The organism is Cyclobacterium sp. (genome assembly GCF_014762705.1).
Classification (GTDB): Bacteria; Bacteroidota; Bacteroidia; order Cytophagales; family Cyclobacteriaceae; genus Cyclobacterium.
In genome coordinates, this window is sequence record NZ_JABURL010000075.1 from 52,075 (window position 1) to 72,047 (window position 19,973).

The following is a 19,973-nucleotide window of genomic DNA, read 5'->3' on the forward strand; positions in this document are numbered from 1 at the left end:
CTTATCGAAGATATTCCAATAGGTAATACCAGCCTGCCAAAGTAAAAAATGACAGGGGTATGCCTATGCCTACCAGGAGCGAAGCAAGTTTTGGCCTGAGGTTAAAGTTAGTTGCGATGATGGATGAGGTAATCATGGAAGCCATGGCCGCTTCCATGACACTTACCTTAAAAATAAGGTTTTGCGCAGGACTATCCCCAAGTATCCAGAAATAAATCAGAAAAATCACCAGGGGAATCAGGAATAGTTTATGCGCTAAACCAAACCAAAGGAAATTGTCTTTGATATCTTGAGGCCTGATTTTGATTTGCAGCCCTACGGCGATCAATGCTATCGGTGTAAGGGTAGCAGAAAAACTCCTCAGAACATGTTCCACCATTCCTCTGATCTCCACTTGAAACAGGTTGAGCAACAAGGCCAAAATAAAAAACAAGAAGGGTGGGAAGAGCAGCATTTTCTTAGAAATATCTCTTTTACGCATTTTTTCTTCACCATAGATGGAAGCCACAATGATGGCCAGACTGCTAACCACCAGAAATGATCCCGGCTGATCTACCAAAACAGCAATTTTCAAGCCCTCAATGCCATAAATTGCTTCTATGATAGGATAACCAACAAATCCTGTATTGGATAGGCCCCCACATATGATCAGGCAGCCAATGGTATTTCTTTTCCAGTCAAATTTTTTTCCCAGGTAACCAAAAAGTAACCAGCTTAGGGAAAAAACAATCCAGGCAACAGAAATGGGCAAAAGCAGGGACAAGCTGAGCTCCAGTTTGGAAATATGCAGCAGGGAAACGGCAGGCAGCACCACATAAATCAGGTAAGCATTAAGGGCTTTGGGGGCATCAGTGGGAAACTCCCGGATCCTTTGCAGTAAGATGCCCACCAAAATAGAAATGATAACAAGTAGTATGTTGGCCATGGGTAGATATAGGTTCCAAAATTAGATGAATGCGCAGGAAATACCCACGGCAGGTTAAAAAAACGCTGGAAAATCAGATGTATCCAAAATGAGCTCTCTTTTGATTGAAATAAGCCTTCAGTTCGGGATACAATTTGCTTTCGGCAACAGGGATTCCCTTCAATGTTTGATTGATATTGCCCATTTCTGAATCAGGATCTACTTCAAGGGACTCTACCAGCAAAATAAGTTCTTGAAGTGGAAGGGGACCATCGCTGTATTCTGGCTTGGTTTTGTATTCATTTCCGTAAAAGTCAATGATTTCGAAGAAAATTTCACCATCTAGTGCAGTGGCAAAAATACAGATTTCTTCTCCCCATTGACTTTCCGGGTAGGTTAGTTTGACCAAAAGTGAACTTGCTCCTGTTCCGTTAAAGTATGTTTCCGGTTTGTAATCGAAATTCATCCTGGGACAAATATAGGAGTTTTACCAGCTAATTCGAAATGAAAAATCATTTCAGGTTAAAAGTTAGCCAAGACTAAATAAAATATAAGACATATCTTTCATTTTTGTTGTTCAGTCAGGTAATATTGTTTAAATTTGGGCATTAGTACCGGATACATTGAGATTTATCAGAAAAATATTGCCCCCTGTAAGCTTTGGACTATTGGTCCTGGTCCATCTGATGCTTCTCAATAGTGTGGTTTTTTACCACGAGCATGACCTGGAAACGGGGGAGACTATCAGGCATGCACATCCTTTTTTATCTGAAGAAGAGGAGCAAAACAGGGAGCATTCAGAAAATGAGCTCATCCTGCTGGATATGCTTACCCATGCCCAATTCTTTGTTCCGGAGATCTGGGGTTTTATTGCTGGAGCAAGTGGAGTATTTGAGGTTCCCAGTCCGTTTATCCTTCTTGAAAGTCCTGGTCTTCAGATCAGGGAAAAGTTATCTCTTAGAGGTCCACCATTGTTTTTTTTCATTTCTTCTATGCCCTGATATTGGTTTGGGCATGTCAGGACTCACCTTTTAAAGGCTATCCCTACCGGAAAGCGATTTTGGGGGTGGTTCATTCTTTAATTCACAAAACAAAAAACATGAAAATTATACTATCCCTGATGGTAGGCCTTTCCATTGGCCTTTCCACTGTTCAGGGGCAAAATAATGCCGTTTCCGGTACTATCAAGGATGCTGAAACCAATTTACCTTTACCCGGGGTTACCGTTTTTATTCCAGAATTAAGCAGAGGGACCGTATCTGATGAACAGGGCTGGTTTTCGGTGGGTAATCTTCCGTCCCGGAACCTTACTTTTCAGTTTTCCTTCCTGGGATATGCTACCGAATTGTCCAAGGTAAATCCTTCCAGGCAAGAGTATCCCCTTGAAATGGCTATGGAGTCTGCAACGACCACTGTAGATGAAGTGGTGGTGTCCGGAGTGTATGTGATGGGTAGAGAAAGTTCCCCTATTTCAATTGAAAAAGTTAACAGGGGAGCTATTTTAAAGAATCCTGCACCCAGTCTGATGACAGCTTTGGCCAAAACACCTGGAGTTAGCGAGGTATCTTTAGGTCCAGGTATCAGCAAACCGGTTATAAGGGGATTGTCCTTTAGCCGGGTTTTGTCTGTTTACCAGGGGGCCAGGTTCGAAAACCAGCAATGGGGAGCAGACCATGGCTTGGGATTAACGGAGACTGGTCTTTCTGGTGTAGAAATCATCAAAGGGCCGGCATCCATCATTTACGGTTCAGGAGCCATGGCTGGAGTAGTTAACCTTATAGAAGACCCTGATGCAGCTTCCGGCGAAATAGCCGGAGATGTGAATCTCCGCATGTATGGCAATTCCCTGGGCCGACGCCTCGAGACAGGTGTTAAAGGAGCAGGAGAAAAAGGGTTTTTCTGGTCTGTCAGAGGAGCAGCCGAGTCCCATGCAGACTATTTGGATGGCTCAGGGAAGACGGTAGGAAATACCCGATTCAACACCGAAAACATCAAAGCAGGTTTGGGATTGCGGAAAAATTGGGGAGATACCCGGTTGAGGTACACTTATCTGAAACAGGAGTTGGGTATTTTGGACGAAAACAACCAGGAGCTATTGGTTACAAGCCGGAATGATAGAAGCCCTCAATTGCCGTTTCAGCAGGTTGCTGATCACTTCCTAAATTCGGAAACCAATTTATTTCTGGGAGAAGATAAGATAAAAGCGACTTTTGGATACCATTGGAATTTCAGGGAGGAGACAGAGGAGGATTTTGATCAGGTCGACTTGGGGCTCAGGCAGACCAATTTCATGTACGATATCAAGTATTATAAGTCCCTAAATAAGGATACCGAAACCATATTCGGCATACAGGGATTTTACCTGAATACCAATAATGATGTAAATGCTGCAGAAATATTGATTCCTGATGCGACAAAAGATGACCGTTCTGCCTATGCCCTGATCAATTATGCCAATGCCAAATGGGTTTTGCAGGGTGGCATCCGGTACGATTACCGCAAGGTCACTGCGGATGCCAGCGGAGCCAATTTTATTGATTATGGTTTTGAACTGCCTGGTTTACCTGAGGATCGGATGCTCAGCAGGTCTTTTGATGGATTGACGGCAAGTGGAGGCGCTACTTTCAGGCCCTCTGATAAATGGAGGTTTAGGTTAAATGTAGCTTCAGGCTTCCGGGCTCCTGATTTGGCGGAACTTTATTCCAATGGCCCCCATCCCGGGACAGCCAGATTTGAGCGGGGAAGTGCAGGTTTTGAGCGGGAGCAGAACATACAATCCGATCTGGGAATCAGGTACAGGTCTGCCGATTTCTCCTTGTCATTGGAGGGTTTTTACAATGTGGTTAACAATTATATTTATTTTGCTCCCACCGAAGAAAAAGTGGGGGACTTGACCGTTTGGAGTTTTGAGCAGGACAATGCCAGACTGTTTGGGGGAGAGGCTTTTTTGGAGCTTCATCCTGCGGCAGTTCCCTGGCTTTCCGGAAACACTTCTTACAGTATCGTCATAGGCAGGAGGCAGTCTGATCAATCTTACCTGCCCTACATACCAGCTTTTCGCTGGAATCAGGACCTGAATTTAAGTCTTAATAGCATAGGGAAGTTATTGAATCCCTATGTAAACCTGACAGGAAGTTTGGTATTGGATCAAAACCGTCCTGCGCCACTGGAGGATGCCACCCCTGGGTATTATCTTTTGGGTGTTCATTTGGGAAGCGGCTTCCAAATTTGGCAACAGGAGATGAATGTATTTGTGTCAGCAAATAATGTATTGAACACCAACTATCTGGACCATATGTCCTTATACAGGCCCTTCGGTATAAATCAAATAGGCAGAAACATCTCTTTGAACCTTCAGGTTAAATTTTGACCTGAAAATTAGGGAAGCATAAGCTAAATTTCAATCCTCCTTCCATCTAATGGGGGAGGAACATAATTATTGATTTTAATGCCAATCAAAATGAAAAGACAATTGGATTATAGATAGTTTAGAAGTAATTTTGGCATTCGAATTTGAATTAAACCTGTTTGCATATGCCAGACCTTACCGCATTTGGCTGAGGTTTGCAGCGCTAAAATGACAAGATCATTACATGAAAAGAGATCAACTGATATTTGACCTGATCGCAAAGGAAGAAGACCGCCAAAAGAGAGGAATAGAGCTGATCGCCTCAGAAAATTTCACAAGTAAACAAGTAATGGAGGCGGCTGGCAGTGTGCTGACCAATAAGTATGCTGAAGGACTTCCGGGAAAAAGGTACTACGGAGGCTGCGAGGTAGTTGATAGCATTGAGCAAATAGCCATAGACAGGGCAAAAGAGCTTTTTGGGGCCACATGGGCCAATGTACAGCCCCATTCCGGAGCTCAGGCCAATGCTGCCGTGTTTTTAGCCTGTCTGAATGCAGGTGATGCTATTTTGGGATTTGACCTTTCGCACGGCGGACACCTTACCCATGGTTCTCCCGTAAATTTTTCCGGAAAATTATATGAACCACACTTTTATGGCGTGGAAGAATCAACCGGGCTGATAGACTATGATAAAGTTGAGAAAAGAGCCCTGGAAGTCAAACCCAAATTAATCATCTGTGGTGCATCTGCTTACAGCAGAGACTGGGACTATGAAAGGCTCCGGTCAGTGGCAGATCAGGTTGGAGCGATTCTATTGGCTGATATCTCTCACCCATCTGGATTGATAGCCAGGGGCTTATTGAATGATCCTCTGGAGTATTGTCATGTAGTCACAACTACCACGCATAAAACATTAAGGGGCCCCCGTGGAGGATTGATATTGATGCGGGAGGATTTTCCCAACCCGTTTGGAATCAAAACCCCAAAAGGAGAGTTAAGAAAAATGTCATCTATTCTGGACTCAGGAGTATTTCCAGGCACACAGGGAGGGCCACTGGAGCACATCATTGCTGCAAAAGCCATTGCCTTTCAGGAAGCACTTTCTGATGAATACATGCAATATGTATTGCAGGTGAAGAAAAATGCCGCAGAAATGGCAGAAGCTTTCGTACAAAAAGGGTATCAGTTGATATCAGGAGGAACTGATAACCATCTGATGTTGATTGATTTAAGAAATAAAAACCTGACAGGTAAAATTGCGGAGGAGACCTTGGGTAAAGTGGATATTACCATTAACAAAAACATGGTACCTTTTGACACCAAATCCCCCTTCGTAACTTCAGGCATGCGGATAGGCACAGCGGCCGTGACAACAAGAGGGTTGAAAGAAGCCGATATGAAAAAAATTGTGGAATTGATAGATCAATCGTTAATGCATCATGAAGATGATGCTGCTTTGAAGGATGTCAAAGCATCGGTTAATGAGTGGATGGTTCAATTTCCTTTATACTAAATAAGAATTAAGTGGCACTTGATCAATACAAAGAAGAAGAGGAAGAAGATAACGGAATGTCCTTTTTGGACCATTTGGAACAACTTCGCTGGCATTTACTGCGTTCCATTTCTGCTATACTGGTATTCATGGTATTGGCATTTCTTTCCAAGAGCTTCGTTTTTGGCCAGGTAATCCTGGGTCCTTCCAAAATAGACTTCATCACCTACAGGGTGTTGTGTCAGGTCTCGGATTTTTTCTCCCTGCCGGCACTTTGTATTGAGAAATTGCCTTTTATTATTCAAAGCCGTCAGATGACAGGTCAGTTTTCCATGCACATTACCTCTAGTTTGGTGGTGGGGTTAATTGCAGCTTTTCCCTACGTTTTTTGGGAAGTATGGCGGTTTATCAGTCCGGGCCTGTATGACAAGGAAAAAAATGCTGCTCGCGGCGCTGTCTTTTTTGTCAGTCTTTTGTTTTTTCTTGGAGCAGCTTTCGGTTATTATATACTTTCTCCCCTTTCTATTAATTTCCTGTCCAATTACCAATTGGATCCCTCCATTGCCAATGAATTTGACATTACCTCCTATGTGTCCACTTTGGCCATGTTGGTATTGGCATCAGCGGTGATGTTTCAGTTGCCCATTGTCATCTATTTTCTTACCCAGGCAGGTTTGGTTTCTTCGTTGATGCTGAAGACTTACAGAAGGCATGCCATAGTGGTGATTCTGGTTTTGTCGGCATTGATTACCCCTCCGGATGTAATCAGCCAGATTCTTATAGCCATGCCCATATTGGTGCTATATGAGGCAGGAATCATCATTGCCAAAAGATTGGAGAAAAAGCGTAGAAAAGAAGATTTAGAGAACGGATTTTAATGCATAAGTGATGTCAAAGAAAATAGCCATCGGGGGAGACCACGCAGGGTTTGCCTACAAACAGGATCTGATTAAAATATTGGAAAGTAAAGGATATGAGGTCAAGGATTTCGGGCCTTTTACCGATGAATCGGTAGATTATCCAGATTATGTACACCCATTATGCCAGGCTGTAGTTTCCGGTGAATTTTTTCGGGGAATAATCATTTGTGGCAGTGGCAACGGTGTGGCCATTACTGCGAATAAGCATCAGGAAATCCGGGCGGCGATTTGTTGGAACGAAGAACTTGCGGCATTGGCCAGGCAGCACAATGATGCCAACCTGATTGCCATTCCCGCAAGGTTTGTGTCCTTTGAGTTGGCAGAAAAAATGGCCAGCATTTTCCTGGACACTGCTTTTGAGGGTGGAAGGCATGCCAGGAGAGTCAACAAAATACCTTGTTGAACTCCCAATCTCTTGTTTCTGATTATTCCTGTACCTGTGATTTACCTGATTTTTCTGTAATGTCCAGGACCATCCTGCTGGTATAGGGATTCGAAAATGGGAATGTCTCTGACCCATTGCTCAAAGAGCTTTTCTTCGTCTATGATCAGTTCGGGTGATTCTTTTTTGAGGTCCTGATAAATCCTTACTTTTCTTTCCATTTCGCTCATTCCGTCAAAATATATGCGGGTTAGCCTGAAATTCAGATAGGGACTTGCTGCTTTGGTTTGATAATAGATGTTTTGATTGTTTCCCAGAACCATCACTGCGGTTTCTTCCGGAATGGAAGAGCTTTCAGATAGATCGATTTTGTATCGCTTAAAGGAAGTTTCGTTTTTTTGGTAAAAAACCCAGCTATAGCCAATAAAAGGGATAATCAAAAGAAAACCATAAGCTATGGTCTGCCGGACCATTCGCTTGCTGCTAATGGTAAACAGGTGTGTGGTGAAGTATGTAATGGCCGGAATAATGGTAATAAACTGGTAGGGGCTGATCCTTTCCATTAGGAAAAATGCACTTATATTGAAAAGCAAAAAGAACAAAAACAATTGATTTTGTTTTTGTTGGTTCACATTCATGCGGTGTGTCAGGTTATTTGAAAAATAACCGATCAGTGCCAGGGCCAATGGTAGCGAAAAAATGTATAGCAGGTCTTTTATATCCACATGATAAAGTCGGTCTATCTTCAGTCCCAAAACAACATACAAGTGGAAAAATTCGGATAAACTATCTTTCCAAAAATAATAAACAGCACAAAAAGCGATTGGCAAAAGGTATGAGGCCAGCAAAAGATTCAATTGCTGAAAAGAAAAACCGTTTACCAATAGGCCTGTCAGGATGAGGAAAGGAAGCAGTGCCAGGTAAGAAAAATGAAAACAGAAAGCAATTCCCCCCCAAATTCCCATCAACAAAATAGAAGGAACAGGGTTAGCATTAATGGCAGTCAGCCGGAGCAGTTGCCCAAGTGCCAATAGGATAAAGGTGTTTCCCATCAATGCGGGGGATAAGGTCATGAAATCGAAGGACAGCTGGTACAGAATGACCATGATAAAAGCAGGAAGGTAGTTGGCCTCTTCATAGGCATTGATTCTAATCAGCAATTCATTGATATAAAAGACCTGAAACAAAATGAGCAAAAAGGAGATGATGGAAAAGGAAGTGAGCGAATTACCGAATAATATATGGTTTAATCCGTAGATCCAGGCAGAAAAGGGACCGGTACTGTCAATGGTATCTACAAAATGTAAATTCCCGGCGGAAAGCCTTTCTCCCAATAATTGCCATAGCAGTTCAGGTTGAGTGATGGGTATATCCATCAGGTAATAAGGAATGCGGAATAAAATGAAAAGGAAAAAGATTCCGATCATCCGCAATGGATCATTTAATTTGAAAAATTCCAGCAAGATTAGTATTTGTTTAAAACTCAATATACGAAATTAAAGGTTACCCGGATATTTCACTAAATTTGCTAGTAATAAATATTTTAAAATGGAAAGTAAGAGACAGCAAAAATATTCCAAATTGATTCAAAAAGAGTTGGGGGAAATATTTCAACGCGAAGGAAAGCCATTGGTAGGTAAGGCTATGGTAACCGTGACCAGGGTTTTGATAAGCCCTGATCTGGGAGTAGCCAAGGTAAACCTCAGTTTTTTATTGGCCGATAACGATGCACTTTTTTCCAGGATCAATGATAACAAGGGACAGATTAGGAAGTTTCTGGGAAATAGGATTGGTAAATCTGTGAGGATTATTCCTGAGCTGGTTTTTTACCTGGATGAATCTGCCGCCTATGCCCAGCATATGGATGAAGTTATTTCCAAATTGGATATTCCGGAAGATGCGGATGAGGATGAATCCGATGATGAGATTAATGACTAGTTAAAAATCATTTGAACCTTTCTTATTTCATAGCGGCCAGATATTTTAGAAGTAAAGAGAAAAAAAACTTCATTACTGTTCTATCCAGAATCTCTATGATTGGGGTGGCAGTAGGCACCATGGCATTAGTGGTGGTATTATCGGTTTTTAATGGTCTTGAAGGCCTTATCAAGGGCTTATATGCTTCATTTGATGCGGACCTAAAGGTTATGCCAGTCATGGGAAAATCATTTGAGGTCAATGATGATTTTCTGTCTGAGATAAGCGGTATGGATGGTGTTGAGATATTGACAGAAGTGATCGAGGACAATGCCTTGGTGAGGTATGGAGAGCATCAGGTAGTGGCCACCTTAAAAGGAGTTTCTGAGAATTTCCTGAAGCAGAATCGTTTTGAAAAAGGATATTTTTCCGGTGAAATGAGTTTGGGAGAGGGGGATCGTCCCCAGGCTATTTTAGGTCGCGGCCTTTCTTATTTTTTGTTACTGGATTTGGATGATGATTTTGAATTGATGCAGGTTTTTTATCCCAAGGAACCTAGAGCAGGGAGTATTGATCCCAGCAGCATGTACAATAGAAGTGTCATTCAACCTGCTGGCATTTTCAGCATAGAAAAACAATATGATGATGAATACCTGATTGTTCCTCTGGATTTTGCTGCGGATCTATTGGAATATGGCAATAAGAGATCGGCCCTTGAAATAAAAGTAGCGGATGGATTTTCCATAGACAATGTAAAATCAAATCTCAGGGATCATTTGGGAGAAGAATTTTTGGTCAATGACAGCAACGAACAACATGCAAGTCTGCTGATGACCATCAGGTTGGAAAAATTATTTGTATTTCTTACCCTAACATTTATTTTGGCGGTTGCCTCTTTTAATATATTTTTTTCTTTGAGCATGTTGGCTATCGAAAAGAAAAAAGACATAGCAGTGCTAATGGCCATGGGGGGGACTCAAAAGTTTATCAGATCCATTTATTTAAAAGAAGGCGCAATTATCGCATTTTCCGGTGCTTTAATAGGCTTGTTGCTGGGATTTCTTATCTGTTGGGTACAGGACAGTTACGGATTGGTTTCATTGGGTGTTACTTCTTCCATTGTAGATGCCTATCCCGTAAAAATGCGCTGGACGGATTTTCTTTATACCAGTCTAAGTGTGGTAGTCATCACCCTCATCGCCTCTTACAGACCAGCCTTAATTGCTTCAAAGGTAAAAACTACCATGCATTTATAGGGGAATAAGTGTAGGATTTGTTTATTTTTTTTAAATATTTCTGTAATTTGCAAACTGCCAATTTCAAAAACAGCAAACAATAATTTCGACTTTGTTCAAAAAATGTTTAAATGAAAGTAGCTTCTGATAAGCCATTTGAAATCGTATACTCCTTGTTCAGTCATGAGTTTTTGGGCATTCTTTTTGAATCTTTTGCAATTCAATTGGATGAAAAAGGAAGGTTGTCATTTGCCTACCAAAATATTTCCTATCAAAATGCGGGCGAATTTAAGGAAAAGATAGACGAAACTGATTTTGAATTGATCCGGCTGATGGACAGTATGCAGCAAGAGGCTGTTGTCAAAAAGTTTAATGCTAAAAATCATAAGCCCAAGGAATTTTTGAGGAAGGTATTTGATGATGCAAATCCTACCCAGGCCAATAAGGAAATCCAAAAACTTATAGAAGGAAGACTGGAACTGACCAGGTCTCAAATTTTGGAAAAAATCAAGCACAAAAGACTTTTTGAAATGGGTAATGATGGTAATCCTGTTTGGAAGGAGATCTCCATAATGCCGGAAAAAGCCTCTGTGTTGTTTCATTTTCGAAGAAATGAGGAGAATACCCATTATTTTCCCACCCTGAAATACCAAGATGAAAAATTGGAATGGCAGTACAAAGGCAGTTATTTGATTTGTCATCAACCTGCCTGGTTGGTAGTAGAATCACGTCTTTTTAGCTTTGAGAAAGATGTGGACGGTAAAAAATTAATGCCGTTCCTGAATAAAAAATTCATAGTAATACCCAAAAAAGTTGAGGAATCGTATTACAAGAAATTTGTTACCCAACTTGTGGCTTCCTTTGATGTATTTGCCAAAGGTTTTGAAATAAAAGTAGAGCGGTCGAACCCACAACCCGTACTTTTTTTGGGAGATTTACCGGGTAATCCCACGGTCGATATGTTTGGAAAAGAAATCGCAGATGAGGAAGAGGAAAAAATGGTTTTTGACCTCCGCTTTAATTATGGGGATTTTACATTCCGTGCCGATCAGGCCAGACCGAGCAATGTTGAACTGGAAAAAAATGGCGATGACTATACTTTTTACAAGGTGGTTAGAGACTTGCCCAAAGAACGGTTTTACGGAGATTTGCTTAAGAACAACGGGTTACCTGTAAAGTATGGCCGGCATTCCATGAAAAAAAGGGAAGCCTACGACTGGATCATCAACCACAGGCCGGAATTGGATGATCTTGGAGTCAGGATTCAACAGACCAGCAATGAAAAGGGTAAAAAATATTTCATCGGTGCTGCCAAAATTAATGTTAGCATCAAGGAAAAGATTGATTGGTTTGATGTTGAGGCTACTGTCATGTTTGGTGATGTTGAAATTCCTTTTTTAAAATTCAGAAAAATGCTCATGAAAGGAAAAACCGAGATTGAGCTTCCAAACCATGAAATTGCCATCATTCCCAAATCCTGGTTTGTCAATTACGGAGAGATATTTTCCTTTATGGAAGAAGGCGAGTCGGAGATTGGTAATTTTAAGCTGAAGAAGCACCATATTGCCCTGGCACAGGAACTTGAAAAGGGCAATCTGATTCAACTATCTTTAAGTGAAAGGTTACAGAAACTAAAAGATTTTTCTACTATTGATGACTACCAATTATCCGATTATTTCAAGGGAAAACTCAGGCCCTACCAAAAGGCAGGATACAATTGGATGCGGTTTTTGAATGAATACAATTTCGGAGGTTGTCTGGCAGATGACATGGGTTTGGGAAAGACGGTGCAGACACTTGCATTGCTTGCTATGGAGAAAGAAAGATCCGAAGGGACTACTTCGCTGTTGGTAATGCCTACTTCATTGATTTATAATTGGGAACTTGAAGCCAGGAAATTTACGCCGAAGCTTAAAATTTTAATTTATACAGGTACACAAAGGGTTAAAGATTGCACACAATTTGGACAATATGACCTGATTTTGACTTCCTACGGCATAACCCGTCTGGATATTGATGTATTGAAAGAATTTTATTTCAATTATATTATACTGGATGAATCCCAGGCCATCAAAAATCCCGATAGCATTATTTCAAAGGCAGTCGTACAGCTGAAAAGCAAGCATAAATTAATCCTTACAGGTACTCCTGTTGAAAATGGCACAATGGATCTCTGGTCACAAATGAATTTTATCAACAGGGGGCTTTTGGGTGGACAAGCAGCTTTTAAGAAACAGTTTTTACTGCCTATAGAAAAGAAAAACGATAAGGATAAAATTCTTAAATTAAATGTATTGATCAAACCCTTTATTTTAAGGAGGTTAAAGTCTCAGGTAGCTACAGATCTTCCTGAAAAGGTGATCAATGTGCAGTATTCCACCATGACTGATGCACAGGAAACGGCCTATGAGGAAGTCAAAGGCTATTACCGGGAAAAAATCATGAATGAAATGGCCCTGCCGGGAATGTCCCAAAAATCACTGACCCTACTGAGGGGTTTGATGCAACTTAGGCAAATGGCCAATCATCCAAAAATGGCTGATGAAAATTACTCTGGCGATTCTGGAAAATTGGAAGACATCACCCATATGGTAAAGTCCACTGTTAGTGAAGGACACAAAGTATTGATTTTTAGCCAGTTTGTTAGGCATTTGGGTATAGTAAAATCATTTTTACAGGAGGAGCAGATTCCATTTGCCTATCTGGATGGGGCTACCAAAGACCGGCAGGCTCAGGTCAATGCTTTTCAGGAGGATCCCTCCATTCAGGTTTTCCTCATTTCTTTAAAAGCAGGTGGGGTGGGTCTTAACCTGACAAAGGCAGAATATGTATTTCTGCTGGATCCCTGGTGGAATCCTGCAGTAGAGACACAAGCCATAGACAGGGCACACCGGATTGGCCAGCAAAATAAAGTAATCATTTACAAATTCATTACCAGAAATACTGTGGAAGAAAAGATCATGGCGCTACAGGAGAGGAAAATGGCATTGGCAGGGGAACTGATCAGCACAGAAGAAAGCTTTATCAAAAGTCTCAGTCAGGAAGATATTTCTGCCCTTCTTGCCTGATAAAAGTTTTCTGGTAATTAGCTCACAATCGAAGTAAGATAACGCATGCATACAGCTATTCTTATCATACAATGCAAAGACAGTAAAGGCATTGTTGCAGCCGTTTCCCAATTTCTCTACGAAAACAATGGAAATATTCTGGCTATAGACCAGTACATCGATGAGGAACTGGGAGATTTTTTTATGCGGGCCGAATGGGAGCTTGATTCCTTTGATATTCCAAAGGATCATATCCTTGATGTTTTTGGCAGACAGGTGGGTGAAAGGTTTGAAATGGATTATTCGCTATTCTTTAATTTTCCCAAGCCGAGGATGGCATTGTTTGTTTCCAAATTGTCACACTGTCTATTTGATATCCTGAGCAGGTATTACTCCGGACAATTTGATGTGGAGATACCACTTGTCATATCGAATCATGCAGACCTTGAACCTATAGTCAAGGCTTTCGGAATTCCGTTTTATCACCTTCCCATAAACAAATCCAACAAGGCATCCCAGGAAGAAAAGCAGATCCAATTGCTCAGGGAAAATAATATCGATTTTATTGTCCTGGCAAGATACATGCAAATTTTGTCAGCTGACTTTATCAAAAATTATCCCAACAAAGTTATCAATATACACCATTCCTTTTTGCCGGCTTTTGTGGGTGCGAAACCTTATCATGCAGCCTATAAACGAGGAGTAAAAATTATTGGCGCCACTGCCCATTACGTAACGGAAGAACTGGATGCAGGCCCCATCATTGAGCAGGAAGTCGCCAGGGTCAGGCACCACAATACGGTAGATGAGTTGGTTCAGATTGGCCAGGATGTGGAGAAAGTGGTACTCTCCAAAGCGATCAAATACCATTTGGTACAAAAAATAAAAGTGGTCGGCAACAGGACCATCATATTCACATGAACCGGATCTACTGAGTGGTGGAAGCGGGGTTTCAATCAACCCCTGCTTTAGTTTTTCTCCATTTCTACCAAAATATTTCCTCCTTCATCATATAATATAAGCTTACCGGCATTGTAGGTATAACTGACACTGGATTCAAGGTTAGAGAGAAACCTTTTTTCCAGGCTGCTATAATCACAGGATTCATTGTCTGCATATAGGGTGGAGAACTTGATTTGTTCCTGGTTATAGGTAGCGCCTCCCCTGTAGTCGTTGCATCCTGCGAAACCTCCAATTTCCTGTCCTTCCTTAAAGATGAGAGATAAGTTCTCCATCGTTTCCTTGGTAGCGGATGACCCGGTCACTTCTGTTACTTTCCATTCATGATCAGATAATTCTACAGGTTCCGAACCGCATGAAGCCAAAAGGGTAACGAAGGTGAACAATACAAATGATATTTGAAGGTATTTCATGATAATTTAGTCGTTTAATTTAAATACAATTCGATTTATTTCTCACTGTGATGCCACAAATACCATTCTAAAAAGGCATTAGGAAATTATTTTTCTCGGAATATCGTGTGGAAGTCGTGTCAATAGTTCGTAATTCACTTGTTGAACTGATTCTCCAAAGGAAGCCACTGTAATTTCATTTCTTCTCTGCCTGCCAATAATGACCACTTCGTCACCTTTTGTTACAGACTTCAAATCTGTAACATCCACTGAAATGGCGTTCATGGTCACTGTACCCACTACCGGTAGGATTTTACCCTGGATCAGGACTTTGCCCAAATTGCTCAGGTTTCGGCTAAAGCCATGACAATACCCGATGGGCACCAGGGCAATGGTCATGTTTCTGGAAGCCATGTAGCTGTTCCCATAACCGATAAAATCACCAATTTTAACATTTTTGACACTCATAACATGACTTTTCCAGCTGATCAGTCTTTTGAGCGGGTTTTTCATATTTGGGGCAAGCTGTTTGAATTTCAACATGTAGGTTTCCTGGCTAGGCCAGAACCCATATTGGGCAATGCCTATCCGGACCATATCCATGATGGTCTCGGGATAACTTAGCGATGCAGCTGAACAGGCAGTATGGTACTTGTCAAAATAGAGTCTTTTCTCATGAAACCACTGTTTAAATTCATGATATACCTTAATTTGCTCCTGTATTCTCACATAATTGGCGATACTCTCTGCCCCCGCATAGTGGGTGCAAAGACCACAAAGCTGTAAATTCTCCTTGTTTTTTTGGATGGTGTCTGCCAAGGCGATTCTTTCTTCCCACTCAAAACCTGTCCTGTGAAATCCGGTTTCCACCTCTACATGGATTTTTGCTTTTTTTCCCAATACCTTACTGGTATGGATGGCCGCCTGAAGCCGGTCCATTTCAAAAACATAAAAACTGATTTCATTGGCGATTAAATAAGACAGGTTTTCATTTTCTACCATGCCCATGATCATGATTTCACTTTTTTTTGTAGAAGCGTCTTTTACGCGTATGGCTTCATCAGTGCTGAAAGTACTAAAATGCCTTATTCCTGTCGCTTCAGCTATTTTCACAGCATTTTCTATTCCATGACCGTATGCATTTCCTTTTACTACAGAGGATATGGTCACATGGGACCCAACCTGGCTTTTAATGAATTTAATATTGTTTTTATAGGCACTTCTGCTGATTTCAATATATGAAGTGTGCACCATGCGGTCAGTGGTTTAATTTTTCGATAATCTTCGTAAAAACAGCTATTCCGGTCGGAATAATTGCATCAGGGAAGTCATAGTGGCCTTCGTGTAATTGGGGTTGTTTTTTCCCGGATCCAAGTCCGAATAGCAAGCTGTTGGTAAGGGTGGAAAATTTACCAAAATCCTCAGACCAGCGAAAGGGAATGCGAATATGTTTTGTCTTTAACTGTAATTCCTTTGCCGATTCATTTACCAGTTCCCAGGGCTCCGTGTCGTTGACCACGGCTTCAAATTCCTCACAATAGCTGATGGAAAACTCAAGCCCGCTTTCTTTGGCGATCAATTCAGCCAACCTTTCTGCATATTGGGTCAGTGAAGCCATGGTTTCATTTTCAAAGGTTCTCAATGTGGCCATAACCAAGGCATTTCCCGGGGTAGTTCCAAAGGCTACTTCACCTAACTGAGCATGAATGATGGTGACAAGCGAGAAATCCTGAATGTTTTCAGGCAATTTCTGCAAGCCAATAATCAATTTACACATGGCTTCGGCGGGGCTCAGGCCATCCTCTGGATGGGCGGCATGACTGGTCCTGCCTTTGAGCGCTATGGTCATGCCCTTTGATGCTGCTGTAAAAGCCCCCTTTTTTAAAACGATTTCATTTTTTTCATGGCCGGGCAGGTTATGCAGGGCAAAGGCATAATCAGGCTTTATCTTTTTGTAATTTTCTGAGCTGATAACCTGGGCGGCACCCATACCCGTTTCTTCTGAGGGTTGAAAAATAAGGACCACCTTTCCTTTCTTTGGCCGGTTTTTGGACAAATTCAGTCCTACTCCACAAACAATGGCCATGTGTCCGTCATGCCCGCAGGTATGAGAAATTCCCGGGTGGACACTTTTATGAGCAATCTTTCCTATTTCCGGAATGGGCAGTGCATCTAGCTCTGCGCGGATCAGGGTAGTGGGCCCTTTTTGTTCCCCCTTAAACACTGCTGCGAGCCCATATGGGCCAAGTTCTTCAACGATCTCATCCGGCTCCAACTCTTTTAAAAAGGCTTTGATTATCGCAGAGGTGCCGGCTTCATTTCCGGAAACCTCAGGTTTCCGGTGTAGGTTTTTTCTTAAGTCAATTATTTTTTTTAGCTTATCGGAATCCTTCATCAACAATTCATTTTAAATTTTTAAAAAGAAAGTACCGGAAGCCCTAGCCAGAGGTGGGGGTCCGGGCAATTGTTCAGGTACTTTTCAATTTCTTTTTCCGCACATACTCCGGGATAATCCCCTTTCCTGTTTTCCATGTCATGGATCAATTGAAAGTGTAAATGGGGAGGCCAGTGACCATTCTCTTCTGTATCACCCAAATGTCCGATTTTTTCTCCACCCAAAAAAACCTGTCCTGGCTTTAGGTATTTCAAGTCTGTCCTGCTAAGGTGTCCGTAGAGACTATATATCACCTGTCCCTCCAAATAGTGTTCCAAGATAAGGGTAGGGCCATAATTTCCAAAACCCATGTTGTCTTTATAGCTGTGAACTCGGCCATCAAGTGGACAAAAAACCATTGCGCCGGATTCTGACCAAATGTCTACTCCCAGATGGATATTCCTGAATAGGGCACCCTCCTGGGCAAAGACCTGACTTCGCCTGTAAATGGCTCGGTTTTCGGCATAGCCGCCCAAAGCGAATTTTTTTTGCTTATACGTTAAAATATCTTGAATATGAGACGAAAATGCATGGCTATCCATCAAATCAATTTCCTGCAATGCCTGATTTTGGGCACTCATATCCAGGTACATTGCGTTTTTTTCGTTAAGGGTTTCTCCCATGATTGGAAAAAACTGAGTGGGGTTTTCGGGCATTTTAATTTAAAGCAATACAGGTGTTTGAAAATGAATTTTCAATATAGGGATTATAGTTAAATCAGGATATTCCCGGCATTGCCTTTTTTGCCTCAATGCAAAAAATAATTCTGCTATTGCTGCTTATCCAAATAATGTGCAATTTTGGTTAATGGGAAATTGGCAAGACATAGACAGGCAAAGCATAGTGGAGACCAGGTCCAGAATTGATCATATGATCCACTGGACCCCACTGCTGCGTTCTTCGGCAATCAATAAATTGGCAGGATGCCAGATTTTTTTTAAATGTGAAAATTTTCAGAAGGTAGGAGCTTTTAAGGCCAGGGGTGCTGCCAATGCAGTCCTTAAATTGTCCGAATCTGACCGTAAAAATGGTGTAGCAACCCATTCTTCGGGAAACCATGCCGCGGCCCTTGCCCGAGCGGCTGCTGAGGCCGGTATTCCCGCCTACATCGTCATGCCGGCTAATGCACCGGAGATAAAGAAGCAGGCAGTAAAAGAATATGGAGGAGAGATATTTGAGTGTGCCCCAAACCTTCAGGCCAGAGAAGAGCGCTTGAAAGAATTGGTTGACAGGTATCAGGCCACCTTCATTCCACCCTATGACCATTCCGATGTAATAGAGGGACAGGCCACCTGTGCTTATGAGATTTTTGAGGAGGGATTGTCCCTGGATGTGTTGATGGCACCGGTAGGAGGAGGGGGACTGTTGTCAGGGACAGCCCTGGCCAGCCATTATTATTCTCCCCGGACGGCAGTGATCGGTGCCGAACCCGAAGGAGCCGACGATGCCAAAAGATCTTTTATGGCTGGAAAAAGAATTCCCATGGAAAGCCCGGATACCATTGCTGATGGACTACTTACTTCGTTGGGTCTGATCAATTTTGAAATTATCTCCAAATATGTAACCGATATCCTTACCGTAAATGATGCTGAGATCATTGCTGCCATGAGATTGATTTATGAAAGGATGAAGATTGTGATCGAACCCAGTTGTGCTGTTCCTCTGGCAACTTTATTGAAAAACAAATCGCATTTTCAGGGTAAGGAGGTGGGGATAATATTATCTGGAGGAAATGTGGATTTGACCAGGCTTCCTTTTAAGTAAATAGCTTTTTGAAAATAGATTCAAGCGTATAATTCCTTCAATTGATTCACAGTATAATCAACTTCTTCCCTGGTATTAAAACGGCTAAAAGAAAACCGGACATTTTCCCTGGAAGCGTCAGCGCCAATCCCCTGTAAAACATGTGAGCCCAACCTGGCACCACTGCTGCAGGCAGACCCTCCTGAAGCAGAAATACCTGCCAAATCAAGATGAAACAACAACATGCCCTGATTGGTGTCTGATGGTGGAAAGCTTATATTTAGCACGGTATAGAGGCTATTTCCCAGGTCTCCTGATAATCCATTGAAAGCAATCCCGGGGATGGCGGCCAGGATTTCTTTTTTAAAGTATTTTTTTAAGGCTTCCACTTCCTCCCGGTGATGGGTCTGATGTTGAACAGCAATCTCCAAAGCCTGGGCCATTCCGATGATGGCAGCAATGTTTTCTGTACCACCTCTCATATTTCTTTCCTGAGACCCTCCTGCGATCATTGGAGGTATCTTTTTGTTTTTATTGGTATATAAAAATCCAACCCCCTTGGGACCGTGAAATTTATGGGCAGAACCGGCAATGGCATGGACAGGGAGGCTTTGTAAATCCAATGGATAATGTCCTACAGTCTGTACGGTGTCAGAGTGAAAATAAGCTGAATGGCGCTGACAGAGGTCTGAAATGGTTTTGAGATCTGATACATTTCCAATTTCATTGTTGCCGTGCATCAGGCTTACCATTGTGCTGGCCTTATTCTGAAGCAATTCTTCCAATTCATTCAGGTCAATAATTCCATGCTCATCAACCTTGAGCAAACTTAACCGGATGTTTTTACTTTTGGCAACCTGCTCCACCACATGCAGTACAGCATGATGCTCCAGAGGGGAAGTAATGATGTGTTGGATATCATAGGCGGCAATGGCCCCCAAAATGGCCGTGTTGTCTGCTTCAGTACCACCAGAAGTAAAGGTGATTTCCCCGGGACTGGCATGAAGCAGTGCGGCAATTTTCTTTCTGGCTTTCTCCAATTCTACCCTGGCATTTCTACCGTGGCTGTGAACGGAAGATGGGTTACCAAAATTGGAGGTAAAGTAGGGCAACATGGCTTCCAGGACCCTTTCATCCATTGGGGTAGTGGCCGCATTATCAAAATATATGGATGACAGATCTGGCATAAAAAAGAAAG

18 protein-coding genes are annotated in these 19,973 nt (G+C 42.0%); 10 read left to right on the forward strand and 8 right to left on the reverse strand.

Features of this window, described 5'->3' with window-relative positions; translation table 11 throughout:
• Position 1 precedes the first annotated feature (1 nt).
• Together HUJ21_RS13900 and HUJ21_RS13905 are read right to left on the reverse strand one after the other, a co-directional pair.
• Complete coding sequence (locus tag HUJ21_RS13900) at positions 2 to 925, reverse strand: AEC family transporter (protein ID WP_291370743.1); 924 nt, start codon at positions 923 to 925, stop codon at positions 2 to 4.
• Between the two features lie 73 nt (positions 926 to 998).
• Complete coding sequence (locus HUJ21_RS13905) at positions 999 to 1,370, reverse strand: UDP-glucuronosyltransferase (protein WP_291370745.1); 372 nt, start codon at positions 1,368 to 1,370, stop codon at positions 999 to 1,001.
• A 157-nt stretch (positions 1,371 to 1,527) separates the two neighbouring features.
• Here HUJ21_RS13905 and HUJ21_RS13910 point away from each other — a divergent pair, with 157 nt between their 5' ends.
• From HUJ21_RS13910 to rpiB, 5 genes are all read left to right on the forward strand, one after another.
• Positions 1,528 to 1,905, forward strand: a complete 378-nt coding sequence (locus tag HUJ21_RS13910) for a hypothetical protein (RefSeq protein WP_291370747.1) — start codon at positions 1,528 to 1,530, stop codon at positions 1,903 to 1,905.
• Positions 1,906 to 2,003: 98 nt separating this feature from the next.
• On the forward strand, positions 2,004 to 4,274 hold the full coding sequence (locus HUJ21_RS13915; RefSeq protein ID WP_291370749.1) for a TonB-dependent receptor: 2,271 nt from the start codon (positions 2,004 to 2,006) through the stop codon (positions 4,272 to 4,274).
• A 223-nt stretch (positions 4,275 to 4,497) separates the two neighbouring features.
• Positions 4,498 to 5,766, forward strand: coding sequence for a serine hydroxymethyltransferase (gene glyA / locus HUJ21_RS13920; RefSeq protein ID WP_291370751.1), 1,269 nt, complete (start codon positions 4,498 to 4,500; stop codon positions 5,764 to 5,766).
• 11 nt (positions 5,767 to 5,777) lie between these two features.
• Positions 5,778 to 6,623, forward strand: a complete 846-nt coding sequence (gene tatC / locus HUJ21_RS13925; protein ID WP_166142055.1) for a twin-arginine translocase subunit TatC — start codon at positions 5,778 to 5,780, stop codon at positions 6,621 to 6,623.
• A 10-nt stretch (positions 6,624 to 6,633) separates the two neighbouring features.
• Entirely contained in the window at positions 6,634 to 7,068 is a 435-nt protein-coding gene (rpiB, locus tag HUJ21_RS13930; RefSeq protein WP_291370753.1) for a ribose 5-phosphate isomerase B, read from the forward strand.
• A gap of 41 nt (positions 7,069 to 7,109) precedes the next feature.
• Here rpiB and HUJ21_RS13935 read toward each other — a convergent pair whose 3' ends face one another.
• Positions 7,110 to 8,474 carry a hypothetical protein gene (locus tag HUJ21_RS13935; RefSeq protein ID WP_291370755.1) on the reverse strand — a complete coding sequence of 455 codons (1,365 nt, stop codon included), beginning with the start codon at positions 8,472 to 8,474 and terminating at the stop codon, positions 7,110 to 7,112.
• Positions 8,475 to 8,595: 121 nt separating this feature from the next.
• Here HUJ21_RS13935 and rbfA point away from each other — a divergent pair, with 121 nt between their 5' ends.
• The 4 genes from rbfA (at position 8,596) to purU (ending at position 14,167) form a co-directional block, all read left to right on the forward strand.
• Positions 8,596 to 8,985, forward strand: coding sequence for a 30S ribosome-binding factor RbfA (rbfA, locus tag HUJ21_RS13940; protein ID WP_166142061.1), 390 nt, complete (start codon positions 8,596 to 8,598; stop codon positions 8,983 to 8,985).
• Between the two features lie 11 nt (positions 8,986 to 8,996).
• Positions 8,997 to 10,220, forward strand: coding sequence for an FtsX-like permease family protein (locus HUJ21_RS13945; RefSeq protein ID WP_291370757.1), 1,224 nt, complete (start codon positions 8,997 to 8,999; stop codon positions 10,218 to 10,220).
• Positions 10,221 to 10,330: 110 nt separating this feature from the next.
• Entirely contained in the window at positions 10,331 to 13,267 is a 2,937-nt protein-coding gene (locus HUJ21_RS13950) for an SNF2-related protein (RefSeq protein WP_291370758.1), read from the forward strand.
• 45 nt (positions 13,268 to 13,312) lie between these two features.
• Positions 13,313 to 14,167 carry a formyltetrahydrofolate deformylase gene (gene purU / locus HUJ21_RS13955; protein WP_291370760.1) on the forward strand — a complete coding sequence of 285 codons (855 nt, stop codon included), beginning with the start codon at positions 13,313 to 13,315 and terminating at the stop codon, positions 14,165 to 14,167.
• A gap of 47 nt (positions 14,168 to 14,214) precedes the next feature.
• Here the strand turns inward: purU and HUJ21_RS13960 are convergent, their stop codons facing one another.
• The 4 genes from HUJ21_RS13960 to HUJ21_RS13975 all read right to left on the reverse strand — a co-directional run bounded on the left by HUJ21_RS13960 (position 14,215) and on the right by HUJ21_RS13975 (position 17,655).
• The gene (locus HUJ21_RS13960; RefSeq protein ID WP_291370762.1) at positions 14,215 to 14,619 is read right to left on the reverse strand and encodes an META domain-containing protein; all 405 of its coding nucleotides are present in this window, start codon (positions 14,617 to 14,619) and stop codon (positions 14,215 to 14,217) included.
• A gap of 78 nt (positions 14,620 to 14,697) precedes the next feature.
• On the reverse strand, positions 14,698 to 15,852 hold the full coding sequence (gene alr / locus HUJ21_RS13965) for an alanine racemase (RefSeq protein WP_291370764.1): 1,155 nt from the start codon (positions 15,850 to 15,852) through the stop codon (positions 14,698 to 14,700).
• Positions 15,853 to 15,856: 4 nt separating this feature from the next.
• Positions 15,857 to 16,993: an amidohydrolase gene (locus HUJ21_RS13970; RefSeq protein ID WP_291370766.1), complete on the reverse strand. Its 1,137-nt coding sequence runs from the start codon at positions 16,991 to 16,993 to the stop codon at positions 15,857 to 15,859.
• Between the two features lie 20 nt (positions 16,994 to 17,013).
• Complete coding sequence (locus HUJ21_RS13975; protein ID WP_291370768.1) at positions 17,014 to 17,655, reverse strand: peptidoglycan DD-metalloendopeptidase family protein; 642 nt, start codon at positions 17,653 to 17,655, stop codon at positions 17,014 to 17,016.
• Positions 17,656 to 17,902: 247 nt separating this feature from the next.
• Here HUJ21_RS13975 and HUJ21_RS13980 point away from each other — a divergent pair, with 247 nt between their 5' ends.
• A complete protein-coding gene (locus HUJ21_RS13980) occupies positions 17,903 to 18,796 on the forward strand; it encodes a pyridoxal-phosphate dependent enzyme (protein ID WP_291370867.1) in 894 nt (297 codons plus the stop codon).
• A gap of 20 nt (positions 18,797 to 18,816) precedes the next feature.
• On the opposite strand, the gene HUJ21_RS13985 is transcribed toward HUJ21_RS13980, so the two are convergent.
• Positions 18,817 to 19,962, reverse strand: a complete 1,146-nt coding sequence (locus HUJ21_RS13985) for a cysteine desulfurase family protein (RefSeq protein WP_291370770.1) — start codon at positions 19,960 to 19,962, stop codon at positions 18,817 to 18,819.
• Between the last annotated feature and the right edge of the window lie 11 nt (positions 19,963 to 19,973).